Origin of the sequence: Kumtagia ephedrae, assembly GCF_003012745.1 — a bacterium.
GTDB classification, from domain to species: domain Bacteria; phylum Pseudomonadota; class Alphaproteobacteria; order Rhizobiales; family Rhizobiaceae; genus Kumtagia; species Kumtagia ephedrae.
In genome coordinates, this window is the sequence record NZ_PXYK01000038.1 from 1 (window position 1) to 13,905 (window position 13,905).

Annotated in this window: 11 protein-coding genes and 1 pseudogene; 1 reads left to right on the forward strand and 11 read right to left on the reverse strand. The window is 59.6% G+C overall.

Annotated features, from left to right (window positions below; genetic code table 11):
- Nucleotides 1–416: 416 nt before the first annotated feature.
- The 4 genes from C7I84_RS26550 to C7I84_RS26565 all read right to left on the reverse strand — a co-directional run bounded on the left by C7I84_RS26550 (nucleotide 417) and on the right by C7I84_RS26565 (nucleotide 4,992).
- Nucleotides 417–1,571, reverse strand: coding sequence for an extracellular catalytic domain type 1 short-chain-length polyhydroxyalkanoate depolymerase (locus C7I84_RS26550; protein ID WP_106775240.1), 1,155 nt, complete (start codon nucleotides 1,569–1,571; stop codon nucleotides 417–419).
- A 180-nt stretch (nucleotides 1,572–1,751) separates the two neighbouring features.
- Nucleotides 1,752–2,801, reverse strand: a complete 1,050-nt coding sequence (locus C7I84_RS26555; RefSeq protein WP_106775241.1) for an AI-2E family transporter — start codon at nucleotides 2,799–2,801, stop codon at nucleotides 1,752–1,754.
- Nucleotides 2,802–2,972: 171 nt separating this feature from the next.
- The gene (locus tag C7I84_RS26560) at nucleotides 2,973–3,830 is read right to left on the reverse strand and encodes a transglutaminase family protein (protein WP_106775242.1); all 858 of its coding nucleotides are present in this window, start codon (nucleotides 3,828–3,830) and stop codon (nucleotides 2,973–2,975) included.
- 787 nt (nucleotides 3,831–4,617) lie between these two features.
- The gene (locus tag C7I84_RS26565; protein ID WP_106775243.1) at nucleotides 4,618–4,992 is read right to left on the reverse strand and encodes a hypothetical protein; all 375 of its coding nucleotides are present in this window, start codon (nucleotides 4,990–4,992) and stop codon (nucleotides 4,618–4,620) included.
- 577 nt (nucleotides 4,993–5,569) lie between these two features.
- On the opposite strand from C7I84_RS26565, the gene C7I84_RS26570 reads away from it, so the two are divergent.
- Nucleotides 5,570–6,622, forward strand: a complete 1,053-nt coding sequence (locus C7I84_RS26570; RefSeq protein ID WP_106775244.1) for a sensor histidine kinase — start codon at nucleotides 5,570–5,572, stop codon at nucleotides 6,620–6,622.
- 541 nt (nucleotides 6,623–7,163) lie between these two features.
- On the opposite strand, the gene C7I84_RS29840 is transcribed toward C7I84_RS26570, so the two are convergent.
- From C7I84_RS29840 to C7I84_RS26600, 7 genes and pseudogenes are all read right to left on the reverse strand, one after another.
- The gene (locus C7I84_RS29840; RefSeq protein WP_133170164.1) at nucleotides 7,164–7,436 is read right to left on the reverse strand and encodes a hypothetical protein; all 273 of its coding nucleotides are present in this window, start codon (nucleotides 7,434–7,436) and stop codon (nucleotides 7,164–7,166) included.
- 3 nt (nucleotides 7,437–7,439) lie between these two features.
- Nucleotides 7,440–9,419, reverse strand: a complete 1,980-nt coding sequence (locus tag C7I84_RS26575; RefSeq protein ID WP_425351404.1) for a DUF3604 domain-containing protein — start codon at nucleotides 9,417–9,419, stop codon at nucleotides 7,440–7,442.
- A 66-nt stretch (nucleotides 9,420–9,485) separates the two neighbouring features.
- Complete coding sequence (locus tag C7I84_RS26580) at nucleotides 9,486–10,502, reverse strand: HupE/UreJ family protein (RefSeq protein WP_106775245.1); 1,017 nt, start codon at nucleotides 10,500–10,502, stop codon at nucleotides 9,486–9,488.
- Entirely contained in the window at nucleotides 10,499–11,377 is an 879-nt protein-coding gene (locus C7I84_RS26585) for a peptidyl-prolyl cis-trans isomerase (RefSeq protein ID WP_106775246.1), read from the reverse strand. The genes C7I84_RS26580 and C7I84_RS26585 overlap by 4 nt, the downstream gene beginning before the upstream one ends.
- Before the next feature lie 57 nt (nucleotides 11,378–11,434).
- Nucleotides 11,435–12,829: a guanitoxin biosynthesis MBL fold metallo-hydrolase GntH gene (gene gntH, locus C7I84_RS26590; RefSeq protein ID WP_106775247.1), complete on the reverse strand. Its 1,395-nt coding sequence runs from the start codon at nucleotides 12,827–12,829 to the stop codon at nucleotides 11,435–11,437.
- Nucleotides 12,830–12,884: 55 nt separating this feature from the next.
- Nucleotides 12,885–13,094 carry a hypothetical protein gene (locus C7I84_RS26595; RefSeq protein ID WP_106775248.1) on the reverse strand — a complete coding sequence of 70 codons (210 nt, stop codon included), beginning with the start codon at nucleotides 13,092–13,094 and terminating at the stop codon, nucleotides 12,885–12,887.
- A pseudogene (locus tag C7I84_RS26600) lies at nucleotides 13,091–13,896 on the reverse strand (DUF2092 domain-containing protein). Before C7I84_RS26600 ends, C7I84_RS26595 begins: the two are co-directional and overlap by 4 nt.
- Between the last annotated feature and the right edge of the window lie 9 nt (nucleotides 13,897–13,905).

Below are 13,905 nucleotides of genomic sequence, written 5' to 3' on the forward strand. Positions count from 1 at the left end.
AATCAACGCGCCCGACCGGGCTGCGCAACCCCGACCAGCTCTACCCGGTCGGGCGCTCAACGTCGTGCACCAAAAGGGGGTCAAAATTGGACGCCGATCCGGGGTCAGTTTTGCAAGCCGTTTGACAGATGACGATGATCGTCCCTCACAAGGACTGCCTAGGGCTGGGTCGCGACCTTCCGTCAACGGTTAGTCAATGGCGATTCAGGGGTGCCGAGCTGCCGGGCGGCTCATGGGCTGGAAGCGCTCGTTCTCGAACCACCGAGACGGGGCCGATGCCGGAATGGCAGCTCCTAGCCTCAGAAGCCGACCTTCAAGCCGCTGCGAGTGTCGTCGTGAGCTGCATGAAACCTCTGCAATCCACAACGTGAGAGGCAGCGATCATAGTGACTGGCTGTCCGGCGATTGCGGGATTACTAGCTCATCAAGCCCGCTGCCCGCAGGGCATCCTCAATGATTCTTTTCACTCCCGGCGCGGCGGCAGTCGTGCACTGAGAGGAGGTAGCCGCATCGGCCGGCCTGGTCTGCGCCTCCTTGAGAGTTTGCTCTTGAGAGCGAGATGGCTGACGAAAGCCGACAAGCCGTTCGTGGCTTGAAGTCGTGGACACGCTTCTTTCGCTATCCAGAATCCCCCAAAAGCGTGCGATCTCCCTTGTTGACGAGATTCCCACATCAAGCATGTAAGGTCCTGGAATCCCAAGGCCATCGCCGATCGGCGTGCCATGTCCCATCTCTTGAAGCATGTTGATCTCGATCAATGGGTCCCCGGCACGATCGCACCAGGCCCTTCTTGCGAGCTTACCTATCCTCTGCGAACGTGTCGGCGTCCTCTCAAGCCCGTGAACGCCTCGCCACTGTGTCGCGATGGCCTCCGCATTGGAAGGCGAAACGGTGCGGTCCGCCGTCCCATGCCAGATGGATACTTTCGGCCAACGCCCCCGGTGCTTCGCTGCACTCCGGACAGCACTTGGCAGATCTTGTTCAGATGGGCCGCCTTGCCCGCGCATGCGATCGAATGCCTCGGGCACCGTCGCCGCACTGCCGTAAGGAAGTCCGGCGATAATGGCACCACCAGAGAAGACCTCCGGATACGCTGCGAGCATGACCGCAGCCATTGCGCCTCCCGCCGAGAGCCCCGTGATGAAGATGCGATCTCGGTCGAAGCCATGGATGACAACCATCGCCTCTATCATCTGGCGGATCGAGAGTGCTTCGCCAGCGTCCCGTCGGGCATCTGCAGGCTGGAACCAGTTGAAGCAGAGATTTGGATTATTGGATCGCTTCTGCTCGGGATAAAGCAAGCCAAAGCCTGCTTCAGCGGCGAGTTTGCTCCAGCCGGAGTGGTGATCGTAGGCGGTTGCAGTCTGGGTGCAGCCGTGCAGCACGATGACAAGCGGTGCGCCCTGGGGTAGATTCTGCGGAAGATGGTACATCGCCCTTAAGGTGCCGGGGTTGGAGCCGAAGCTGGTCAGCGCCTGGAGATGACCGGCCGCACCGCTATAATCTTTGAGGGCAGTGTTCCGGGCCTGTAACGCGGCGAGCCGCGCGATTGTGTCTGAGAGTTTTCGCAATGGGGCTGTCCCTGTTGTGGCGCCCGGAATTGGACGGCGGTCTTTCCAACGCACCTGGAGCAATATCGTTGCTGCACTGCACCATGGCAAGGGAGACAGCCGCACGGCTGCCGAGGGACGCGCCGGTTCGCCGCTTCCTCGTATAGCGATAGGCATCCCACTCATCCTTTCGGCGCGTGCCTACGCTTCTCTGTCGGCCGCCTGCCATTCAAGAAACAGGCTGTATCCCACCGCCAATAGCACCGGGCCGAGGAACACACCGATGAAGCCGAAGGCCAAAATGCCGCCTAGGAAGCCGAAGAAACTGAGCAGTACGGGCAAGCTGTTCGCTTGCGTTAGAAGATAAGGCCTTAACAGGTTGTCGATGCTGCTCACCAGCAGCAAACCCCAACCCGCAACGAAGATGCCCCAGCCGACCTCGCCCTGAAAGAACAACCATAGTGCGACAGACCCCCAGACCAGGGGAGGAGCGGCGGGCACGAAGGATAAAAGGAATGTGAGGAAGCCGAGCAGTAGGGTCTGAGGCACACCTGCGATCCAGAACCCAAGCCCCGCCAGCAGTCCTTGCGCAATAGCCGTCCCGATCACGCCGTAAACCACCCCCGTGACTGTTGAGCCGGCAACCAAGAGCAGACGCCGTGCGCGAGTGCCACCGATCCGCTCGGAACTGCCGCGCACGGAAGCTGCCATCTGGCGGCCGTACCGATAAAAGAAGAACGCGATGAACACGCTCAGTGCCAGTTCGAGGAGTCCGACGCCCAGAACCGCACCGCTGGCCACCGCGATGTCGGTCGCAGGACGTATCAGCTTCGTCAGCTCGACGAGGAAGGCGGGCGCATTGTAGGCCAGGCCCTGCCAGTAAAGTGCCAGGCGCTCACCTACGAACGGGATTTCGGCCACCCAGGCGGGCGGCGCAGGTGGGCCTTGTTCAAGCAGGTTGTTCACGGCCTGGGCCACGGTCGCCACACTATCGGCCAGTGTTGCCACCAAGATGGCAAACGGCGCCACAACAACAGCTGCTACAATCAGGGTCATGAGAAGCGCTGCCGGCGTCCTCCTTCCTCCTAGAAGTCGCTCCAACCAAGTGTAGATTGGCCAGGTGGAGAAGCAGAGCACCGCCGCCCAGATCAATGCGGAGAGGAATGGCCAGAGCACGACAATGCAGCCAATGCCTAAAAGCAAAAGTGCGCCAATTCCCAAAATCTGCTCGACTGATCTGTCAAACATCATGCGCCGTGCAGCCCTTATCCGGTCCTTGGCAGGGGCAAAATCCTTCCCAAGAATGCGGCCCTTGAACCTACCAAGCTACACGGCGCACCCGCCATGCTCTCGGTCTTCGACGGCTAACTGAGCCGTTGGTTAGATGACGCGATCAGTGATAGCCAGCGCCGAGATCTGTGACTATCTCTCCCGCGCGACATGTGCGGTCACGTCCATGGCAATGAAATCCTCCGGCAGGCCGACATAGCCCCCGATGATCGGCATGATCTGTCGATTGCTGCGAGCCACCACTATCGGAACGAGATTAGCGTTCCCCACTCGGCGGTGTGTCGGGTCGAAGGCGATCCACCCCGAACCAGGGAGATAAATTTCGGCCCACGCATGAGTCGCGCCCTGCGTACCCGGAGATGCGTGGGGATCGAAGAGGTAGCCTGAGACTGCTCGAGCCCCGAGGCCGAGATGACGAACAGCCTCGATGAAGAGCGCGGCGATGTCGCGACAGGAGCCACTGGCAAGAGAAAGTGTCTCGAGTGGCGTCTGCGTACCCTCCTCGTCGCGAGTCCGGTAAGCCACTGCATCGAGCATGCCGGCATTGATATCCTTCAGCAGAGACAACGTATCTGTCGACGCGCCGCGAATGAAGCCCCGCGCCCACGCTCCCAGTCTGTCTTCCGGGTCCGCGTGTTCAAAGACAACGAGGGTGCCAAGAGCGGCGAGGTCGTCGGGTGAGTATTCGAACGGAAACGAATGTGCTTCTGGTGCGATCCGGAAAATCGGCCATTCCGCCGCCGATTGCCGGACAGTCAGATCATTGATTATCTCGAGTTCGGCCGTGGGATGCGAGAACGTCGCAGTCGCGATCAGATTGCCGAAAACATCTTGTGTCCAGTCCAACTCCGCCTTGGGCGAGCAGCTGAGCGAACTCGCCAGCACCACGATGTCGTGGCTGCCGCGTGGCCTGAGCATGATACGGTGGGGCTGGAGCACGACGGGACGTGAGTAGCGATACGTCGTCTTGTGATGGACTGTCAGCTTCATCGATGCGGTCCCATCACCGTGTGCTTCGCTTATTGAACTCTTTCACATAGGCAACGTCGTGACGATGCCTCCGGACCCGTCTGAGGATGAAGCCGCCACAGAAGGCGACAACACTCCCAGTGACAAGGAAAGTGGGGTGATCCGGAAAACTGAAGCCGTAGAAGCGACCGATGATCCAGAGAGACGCTCCGAGCAGAACCACCGCGATGAGGCCGTAGAGCAGAGACGACCCCTGAGGCGTTGGTGCATATTTTTCGGCGGCGTTCCGGGAATCCGTGCGGCGCTGTTTGCTCATAAAATTCCCTTACCGTGGAGCTGACATCCAAAAGGCGGTGGCACTCAAAGTTCGCTAGGCATTTTCTTCTGCAGAGCGAAACTGATCAGGGATTCGCGGTAAATCGAGAGGCTTTGATGGGATCCAGCCTTCGCTAGTGAATCGTCCCTTTGTCGTTCGCGGGATGGAGGAGGTTTAGGACCTCCGTGATCTCCTCGGCATCGTTCCTCTGCATCTCTGTGGTCAGTCGGTCGCCAATCTCGGCAGATTTGTCGGTAAACGTGTCGAATACCATCCGTGTCCCGTTGTCTTGGATCCGCAAGGCGTAGCGGATCTCCAGAGGCTTAAACCGTGCATGACAACACCTTGGGTTGGTTTTGGGCGACTGGCGAGTCTTGCTACCACCTGCGTTCCTGGCGGAGTGCCTTCTCGACGCTGTTTTGATCTTCGCCATCATCCGGGCGATTTAGCGTCACGGTGCAGCGAATGAGCTGATTCCAGTCCGGTCCGTGATCAAATATTGCCGTCTTTCCCGATCTCACGCTTCCGCCGCGTGCCGTTCGCGTCGTTATCGGTCCGCTGCAAGGTCTCCATCCGAGGGGTTTTCCCAATTGCTCCGCCTTCATTATCCCAACGTTCAAGCGCTTTCCGCTTTGCACGAGCCGAGCCTGTTCGAGTTTCGCAACCAACATCGAAGCCGGCATTTGCGGCCTCTCCGGATATCGCGTCCTCCAGATCGGCATCCGAGATATCCAGCTCAGGAAACATCGTTCGGATTGCGCCCAGAGCCTCAGTTCCGGCAAACGGCGCCGCATCACTCTGACAATGGTGCAGGAAGGTAGCGATGGCTGCACGAACGTGCGCCGGAATGGCGCGCTTTATTGGCATAGGAGCGCTACCAGGTCATTCCATTGCCGACCAGATACACAAGGTAGCCAAGGATAGCTATTGTGCCAAACAGCAGGAGCCAAGACGAGGGCTGCTCGTTCATGCGCTGAATGAATTTCATCTGAGTGCTTTCTGCGCTGATAGCGCGCCCCGCCGGCGTACACACGGAAAGGGTGGGGACATCTCACCAACACGTGGGGCAGCAAAAGGTTCCGCCATGGGAGCAAGGCTTGGCGCAGACGACGTGGCAGTGCTGCTCGCCGTTTGTTGACCCTGGTCGAAGTTGGAACAGACCGCCACCGCTGCTTCGCAACCCGGAGCGGCGGTTCTGTTGTCGCTCAGTCAGTTGCCGTTCCACATCCTCGTGCGGGAACGTCATGCGCGCCTGGGTCGCTCCAGACTTTCGCGGCGGCGCGAGGCTTTTCCGACATCGATCTGACTCGCGCAGGATTTAGTATGGTGTTGGCATGCACGGGGCGTGATAGGGTGTATTCGTCGAGTTCGTCTTTCCGGCTCGGCGGCGTTCCTGCCGAGTGATGGCTCGCTCCGTGAGTCTCCGGCCCTTGAGGGCCTCTTCATGCCAAAGACACCGACTGTGCATTTCGAGGCGGCGAGCACGCTTGCCGTTGTGGTATCGTCGAACGAACCGCTGCTTTTCCTGTCCGACGACCAGAAGGTCATTGCGGCGAGCGCATCGTTCTGTCGCGCCTTCGAGGTCGACCCAGCGACTGTTCCCGGTAAACGCCTCAGCGAACTTGGCAACGGCGAATGGGCGATGCCCAAGCTTGCGTCACTGCTCAAGGCTACCGTCTCAGGAAGTGCGCAGATCGAAGCTTACGAGATCGACTTCAAGCGGCCAAAGCAGAAAACACGGAACCTGGTCGTCAACGCTCGCACGCTCGACGACGGCGACACGGATCACATTCGCCTCCTGCTGGCCGTCACCGACGTGACGGACGCGCGCGCCGAGGCTCGACTGAAAGATGATCTCATTCGCGATAAAGCGATCCTGTTGCAGGAGGTCCAGCATCGGGTGGCAAATAGCCTGCAGATCATTGCAAGCGTTCTCATGCAGAGCGCACGTCGGGTGCAGTCGGAAGAAGCGCGCGGGCATCTCCACAACGCCCATCACCGCGTCATGTCGATTGCAGCCCTGCAGAAGCAACTCTCGACGTCCAACAGCGGCACCGTCGAACTTCGTACCTATTTGACTCAGCTTTGCCAAAGTCTTGGCGCGTCTATGATAGCGGACCCTAATCGGCTCTCGATTCAGGTGACGGTCGACAACAGCGCAGTGGAAGCGGACGTTTCCGTCAGCTTGGGGCTTATCGTGACCGAGCTTGTCATCAACGCCCTCAAGCACGCGTTCCCCGATGAGCGAACCGGCACCATCGTGATCGACTATCGATCGTCCGGCAATGACTGGGCCCTTTCGGTTACCGACAACGGCATCGGCATCCCTGCGGGTAATGATGCACCAAAGGCGGGACTAGGGACTGGCATTGTGGAGGCTCTTGCAAAGAACCTAAAGGGCGGAATCCAAGTGAGTGATGCGGGCCCCGGCACGGCCGTCAAAATCAGCCACCAGGAAAACGCCGGCGTTCGAACCGACAGTTCTACGGTCGCATAGGAACAATTGCCTCCGAATATCTACACCTTGGCACGGAAACGCCGCCCTTACCCGAGTGAGCCATGAATAACAGCATAGCAGTCGTCCTGGTTGTCGAAGACAGCTCGATCTTCGGATAAGCGGATAAGCCCTCCACCGCGGAGGTTTATTGCTCAGAGGAATGCCAGCGTAGCCGGAGCAGGAGCCTGGCGCCCGGTCGGCGACGATGTTCGGAAATCGCGCAACACGACTCCGAGATGTCAGCTTTCAGAAACCGCAGGATCACCGCTACGACCGATATATCGGGCGCATAACGGCCATTCAAAAGCAAAACTCGACCCAACGACCGTAAGCGATTCGAACTTTTTCACCGCCACATATCGCCGTTTATATGCTTTTTTCACACCCAGGCCATTTCCCGCTCTTCACATGGGCGTAGTTTCGGCGGCCATAGCGTACTGCAGAGGGTAATCGGCGGTATCTGGCGCGCCGTATCAGGTGAAGATGATAAATACATCTACGCTATAGCCCTCTAAATTAAGCGAGGAAGATCGGTCGTAACTCACTGAAATAAAGCATCGACGTCGATGGGCGGCGCGCCGAACTGCGCGACCGTTCCTATGATCCCTGCCATCCAGACATAGGGCGCGACGGCAAAGGTCCAGCCGCTTTCCGGCGGCAATTCGGGCGGCACTTCCGGCAGGGCCGGGTCGGCGCGAGGGCCGAACTCGCCCACATCGCAACCGATATTGCCACAAATGGCGTCAAAACCCTGATCATCACTTTCCTCCCTGAGCGTTACGCGCCGCGGCGGGCACAAACTTTGGTCGCACATCAATCACTCAGCTGGCGTGTACCAGATCGGCGAGGTGTAGGCGCGTTCCGTGGTCGTCATCCGCACTTCCGGAGGCATGGTCAGGCCAAAGTACTTAGCATCATAGGCTGTCCAGCGTGGGGTCGGGATTTCGATGACGCGGCCGTAGTAGAACGCGCGCTGCGCCGGATCGAACTCGGGATCGGTCCAGACAGCGATCAGTTCCGGAGCGCCGATCGTATTGGTCCAGGTGGCGTTCTGGACATCCACCGTGTCGCCGACCAGCGGCACCTTGCCGTCCGTGCCGGGCTTACGATCGCCCGACCACGCGACATCGTAGACCTTCTCGTGAACCTCGCTGGCCGCATCGAGCCAGCCCTTGACGATCTGGTAGCGGTCGAGGTTCGCCCCGATCGGATCCTTCAGCGCCGCAACCAGGAAGGTCGGAGCCTTGCCCGCCGGTGCATCTGTCAGGTCGCCGCCCATCGGCACACCTTTGCTGTAGCCGGCAAGGGCCGGATTTCTAGAATTGGCGTCTTCGGCTGTGAAGTCGAAGCCACCAAAGAAGCGGACCAGCATGCGCGGCCCCGTGGTGGCATAGGTTTCGCGGCGTTGCATGGCGTCGAAGATGGAGGCGCGTGTGTTTTCCTGAGCCCACACAGCTGCATAGCCCGACGCCGTCGTTTCCCAACCCATGATCTTCAAGCCAAGCTTGGCGTTCGTCGCGAACGGGTGGGCCGTGCGTTCCGGGCTAGGTTCCCCAGAGGAGACTTTTCCGAAGAAATTGTCATCGTCCGCAGTGGTTAAACCGGTATGCGAGTCAGTCGAGCCGACCAGTCCGAATTTATAAGGATTGATGCCGAGCTTGGCTTCCAGCTTAAGGCCGTTCTTGAGCGCCGAGCGCGTGTACTCGAACTCCAGCATTTCCGGCTTCTTGGCCTCGCTGAGGTCGAGGTTACCCTTGTCCCACGTCTCGAAGTTCGCGAACTCGTCGTTGGGTGATAGCGTTGGATGGCTCTCGCCGTCACCCTTCATCTGCGTCGCCTCGTAGAGCACCTCCCAACGTGCGCGCTGCTCTGCGTATTCGCGATCAATCTCCTTGCCGGTGAAGGATTCTATCATCGGGAACATCGTGCCGTTGCTGAGATTTCCGTTGTGGGCAATGGCAAGGACGTCGCCGCCGGTCTTGTCCTCGTAGTTGTGCAGCCATCTCCAAAGATCACGCGGATTGTTGCTGCCGAGCGGAGGCTGGGTCGTATAGGGCTCCATCAGACCTGCTTTCTCGCCCCCGTCGCGATAGATCACGTTGCGGTGCAGGTTGTTGCCCTTGTCGAGCGACGTCCACTCATAGCCGATGACGGCCGTGAAGCGGCCAGGATCGTTCGCCTCTTCTGCCGCAGCGATAATGCTCTGCCATGTAGAGCGGTAGGCCAGCGTCCCAGGCTGGTACAGGAGTTCTGGCGGAAACTTGCCCTGCGCAAAGGTAGTGACGATGTCGAAGCCGGCCTCTGCTCCTTGCCCCGATTGCATCATATTGTTCCATTTGCGGGCCAGCGTGTTCTGCAGTATTTCAGGCTTTCCAGCCAGGAAATCGCCGAAGAACCCCATATTGTCCGAGTGATCTGTCACCACGAGGAAATCGAGGGGACGTGCCAACTTCACAGGCTGGCCCGTCGAGGAAACGATCTCTTCGCCCTTGGCAAACCGGTAAGCCTCGCGCGGCCCTAGCCGGGCGCCGAACGCACCGGCATCGAAGGAAAGCATCGTATGGAGATGCGTGTCCCCAAACAGTGGCCGCGTTGGGAAGCTCCTGCCTGCCCAAGGCGAATAGGGGCGTTTGGTAGGATAAACCTTCGCGCCGGTGGTTTTGTCGAAATCGCCGATGTCCGTGTGAACGGTTTCCTGTGCCAGTGATGGCAGGGAAAGCGCCGCCAACAATCCGACAGCCGCGGCGCTGCGCAAGAGTGCCGTTTTCAGGGTGTAGCCTTTGCCGGTCATGATCATTTCCTCCCGTTTCGCGGCCGTGCCACGTTCCGCGCATGCTTTCTGATTATCCGATCCAACGTCTCATCATCCCGCCGCTCGCAGCATGGCATCGAGCCGTTCGACGCCCCAGAATGCCGCGATCGTGCCGATCCCGTATGCAGATGCGATGACGGCCTGCCGCGGGATCGTGAAGAACTGTCTTGCGGCGGCGACGACCGCCAGAATTGCGGCGATGAATATCAGCTGCCCGAGTTCGACGCCGACATTGAACGAGAACAGCGCGAGCGGAATGTCGCCGCGCGGCAGGCCGAGATCCGCCAGCGCGCCCGCAAACCCGAATCCATGCAAGAGCCCGAACCCGAAAGCCACGACCCACGGCCAGGTGATGGTCAGGCTTGTTTCGCCGCGCTCCATGCGGACGATCTCCGCCCCGACGAGCACGATGCTGAACGCGATTATCACCTCGACGGGTGCGGAGGATAGCGCTGCCCATCCGAGCGTGGCGAAAGTGAGCGTTATCGAATGCGCCACCGTGAATGCCGTGACTGTTTTCACCAGCATGCGCCAGTCCCGCACGATCAGCATCAGGGAGGCGACGAACAACAAATGGTCGAAGCCGAAAAGGATATGCTCGATGCCGCTGGCGACATAAGTTTTCGCCACAGTCCATCTGCTCTGCGTGGCAGGAATCGTCGCGCCGGGTTTGCCCGGCGTCAGCTTTTCCAGCCAGACATAGCCGTCGAGGAATTCGATCCTGACGAGCGCATCGGTCATCGTATTCTGCAAGCCGTCGATCGATACCTTCTGGCCCTCCAACGGCTCAAGGGCGCGTATCTGCCAGGTCTGCAGCATCGCGTCGCCTGTCGGGCGCGACATAACAGGCGTGAGCTTCACCAGATCGCCTGAAAATGCAGCGGACAAAGCCAGCCGTGCATCGCCCTGCATAGGCGTCTTGAGCAATACGCTGAACACGCCGGGCGTCTCCTCGCGTATATCGAGATAGGCAGGTCGAACTTCATGGGCGGCGGCGGCCCCGAGCAGGCTGGCGACCATCGAGGCTATGGTCAGTAACCGGACGAGCAAGCGGGGCAACATCGTCATTGCGCCGCCACCTTTGCCGCAGGTTGAGGCTCGAGCATCGCCCTGACGCTGTCGTCGAACTCCACCCCGTATTTCTGGCGCAGCCGTGCAAGATAGTCCGCGCTCACCTTCTGTTCGCTTTCGCGCCGCCACTCCGCAACCACCTTGTCACGAACCGCTTCGAACGCTGGCTTTCGGGCTGTCTCCTTTGCGCTGACGAAAACGAGGTGCGTGCCATAGCCTGACTTTAGCGGCCCGCTCCATTTGCCTGTTTCGACGGTGAGCAGCGCATCAGCGAAATCGTCTCCGAACACGTTGGCGATGGCCTGCCGGTCGGCACGCGTCATCTCTGCTTCGAGCAGAAACCTGTCCCCGAGTTCCGCCGCATCGGCGCCGGCATCAGCGTTCAGCTCTGCAAGGACGAGACCAGCGTCCTCGGCCGCATCCTTGCGGTTTTCCGGGTTGAAATAGATCTGGGAGAACGACACCCGAGGGCTATCCTCGAAACGTGCGGCATTCGCTTCGAAATACCGGCGCAGCTCTGCGTCTGTCGGCTCAGCCAGCCGCGACGTATCCTCGACGAGGAATTTCAGCTTCTGGGCCAGCCGGCGACGAATGATCGTGTCATCATCTCCGAGGCCCATGGCCTGCGCCTCGCGGGCAAGCAACTCCTCCTCAACCAGATTGGTCACCAGCCCTTGAAGCTCATTGGCACCCGGCGGCCTGAGCCATTGGCTGGAATAGGTTTCCTTCAGCCACTGGATCTCGCCTTTGCCGATCCGCACGGGTTCGACACCATCCGCAACCGGCCTGCTGCCATCTAGCCATGCATAGGCTGAAAATAGCACCACGCCCGCCACAACGAAATGAAACAAGGGCTCACGTAGAACTTTCATGAGACGTGCCTGTCTGCCGGACATCGGCGCTAAATTCGCGGGACGCATGGGGTCGGCTCACGGCTTCTCAGTTGCCTTGCCCTTCAACCACATGCCTTGTGGCACTTTGTCGGCCGGAATGAAGATGTCCTTTTCGGTCGGCCAGTACGGTATCAGTTCCGGCTTGAAGCCTTCCGGGTAGTAAACTTCCGGCGGAATCTCGGCATCTCTGATCGACTGTTCCTGGATGTCCTGACGCTTGATGTGCGGAGCTGGAATGACCAGCCCGCCCATCCCGGCAATGTCGAACTTCGGCGGCGCCGAGGCTGGGTAATCCGGCACTATGCCGTCGCGTACCCAGACCTTGTCCCTTGTCAGGTTCACCACCACCATATCCGGTGCACCGAAATGGAAAGGTCCTTTGTAGTGATAGCGGATCTGGGAAAGCATCTCGGCGTTTGCGTAGGGGTCGTAGCTCATATGTGTAGTCATCGCCATGCGCGGCTTCACCTCGTTGAAGAGGTATCCGGCGGCGTAGGCAGGGTTGTGAGCCGAGTCGATGGTGTTGCGGGCAATCACCGGCAGTACGCCTGCCACCGTAGAACTGATCGCTACCAGTTCGACCTGGACTTCCGTGATGACCACGTCACACCCTTTGGCGTATTTGATGGTGAGCGAGTTTGGACGACCGTCTCCGGTGAAGGCGACGCACATGCTGTTCCAGTCGAGCCGATAGGCTGATGCTCCGTCTTCGGTGTGCGATTGACGCCAATGCGTGATCTTGACGCCATTCTTCTCATACGCCACGCCGCCATCGTCGCGAAAATCGAACTCCTTGACTTCCATGTCGAAGCCTTTGCCGATCGGCGAAGTGTCGAAGCTTGCGCGATGCCAGGCCAGCATCTCCTTCATGTGCTCCATCATGTGGCTGATACCGAACTCGGGCTTGCTGCCCGACGGTCCGGTGATGCGGAATGTTTCATGCCAGCGGCCTGCCCATGCGCCGAACATGTAGGCATAGGGCACCGTGGCCACGTGGTCCCAGTGCAGATGGGTTAGAAAGATATTGTTCAGTCGATTGAGCGGCACCCCCGCCGCCAGGTAGTTGGCGATCGAGCCCGGTCCCATGTCGAAGATGAAGTTGTCTCCGTTTCCGAGTTCGACGTAAACTGAAGTGCCCATCTGCCCAGGTCGAGGCAGTGGCGAACTTCCCATGAACGTCACGCGGATTTCTTCGGGCTGAACATCCTCCGTCTTCGGGAACCAGTTCGATGCGCTCTTCAGCCAGGGCATTGGTGCGACCCCCTCGAAGGTCAAGCCTTCCTTCCAGCGGCCCATAGGCAAGCCACCAGTCGCCAATTCTTTTAGAACGCCTGGGTCTGTTTCGAAGGTCTGCTGATCCTGGGCTACTGCCTGTGCCAGCCCAATTCCAAAGTAGCAGAGTGAAGCGATCCAAGTTGTGGTTTTCATCATCAACCTCTTTGGCCGGGTGATCCAATCCGCCCGCAGGCTTGGCAATACGCCTGCGCTAGCAGTACGCGCCGGCCGCGCAGCGTCGGACGGAGCGCCGCGCCACTCCGGCAACGCTCACCGGCGTGCGCGGGCGCCCGACCCTTGCCTCCGCAGTGGAAATGATGCCGGAGACACCAGGGAGCGAAGGCCGCTCAAAGGTCTCGAGCCCGATGAAGCCGATCGCTCCGGACAGCAGTATGATTCTCAGTCTCTTCATCGTTGTCATTGGCCACCTCCTACGGAAAACTCCGATGGCAGTTCATCGGTGTCGGCAAGCTCCTTCACGTCGACCTTCGTGGAGTCGGCCGGCGCCTTGAAGGCAAAGTCGCCTGGCGCCGCCTGATCGCCTGCCTTCCAGCCGCTGATCTGAACGCTGTACTGCGGGCCTTGGTCCACCCCTTTGGACGTGATCACATAGCGGCAGGGATAGGGATGCTCGCCTTGCGCGATCCATATCTGCCAATCGACCTCGCTGGTCCGAAACGCCAGATGGTCGCATTCCGTCCCGCCGATCACGCCACTGCCGAGATCCTTGACGTCGGTCACGTCGCGCATCAGCTCGTCATAGACGTTGGATAACAAAAGATCGGCGCCTGGAACCGGCCGCTGATATTTGTTCCTCAGCTCATCGACCAGATTGTTGAGATTGCCGGGGATGTCGACCTGGCCGTAGCGATTGGCGTCCTTGCTGAGCAGGGTCAGCGTCTTTCCGTCAAAGACCATCTCGACCTCGGCAAGCCGCCGTGGCGGCTGGCGCGGAACTTGTCGGGCCGGGTCAGGTCGACCGCGCCGGAGCTGGCCAGCAGGAGCTTCTGGTGGTCCTTGGTAACGATCTCAAGATTCGTGTCGTATGCAAAGGAAACGGTTTTCTGCGCGGCTAGATAGTCGGACATCGCCTTGAGAAGTGTCTTGGCCTCGGCCTCATAGGCAAGGGTGGCTGAAGCTCCCAGGCCGATCGTCAGGACCAGCACCACAGCGGATGCCGCTGTGGTGCTGCGTGCGATTGATTTCCAGGTTGCTCTGTTCATCAGGTTCCT

What these genes read in the sequence shown, in the direction of transcription:
- C7I84_RS26555 (WP_106775241.1), bottom strand. Translation starts at nt 2,801, where the DNA reads ATGATGTTTGACAGATCAGTCGAGCAGATTTTGGGAATTGGCGCACTT.
- C7I84_RS26560 (WP_106775242.1), bottom strand. Translation starts at nt 3,830, where the DNA reads ATGAAGCTGACAGTCCATCACAAGACGACGTATCGCTACTCACGTCCC.
- C7I84_RS26565 (WP_106775243.1), bottom strand. Translation starts at nt 4,992, where the DNA reads ATGCCAATAAAGCGCGCCATTCCGGCGCACGTTCGTGCAGCCATCGCT.
- C7I84_RS26570 (WP_106775244.1), top strand. Translation starts at nt 5,570, where the DNA reads ATGCCAAAGACACCGACTGTGCATTTCGAGGCGGCGAGCACGCTTGCC.
- C7I84_RS29840 (WP_133170164.1), bottom strand. Translation starts at nt 7,436, where the DNA reads ATGTGCGACCAAAGTTTGTGCCCGCCGCGGCGCGTAACGCTCAGGGAG.
- C7I84_RS26575 (WP_425351404.1), bottom strand. Translation starts at nt 9,419, where the DNA reads ATGATCATGACCGGCAAAGGCTACACCCTGAAAACGGCACTCTTGCGC.
- C7I84_RS26580 (WP_106775245.1), bottom strand. Translation starts at nt 10,502, where the DNA reads ATGACGATGTTGCCCCGCTTGCTCGTCCGGTTACTGACCATAGCCTCG.
- C7I84_RS26585 (WP_106775246.1), bottom strand. Translation starts at nt 11,377, where the DNA reads ATGAAAGTTCTACGTGAGCCCTTGTTTCATTTCGTTGTGGCGGGCGTG.
- gntH (WP_106775247.1), bottom strand. Translation starts at nt 12,829, where the DNA reads ATGATGAAAACCACAACTTGGATCGCTTCACTCTGCTACTTTGGAATT.
- C7I84_RS26595 (WP_106775248.1), bottom strand. Translation starts at nt 13,094, where the DNA reads ATGACAACGATGAAGAGACTGAGAATCATACTGCTGTCCGGAGCGATC.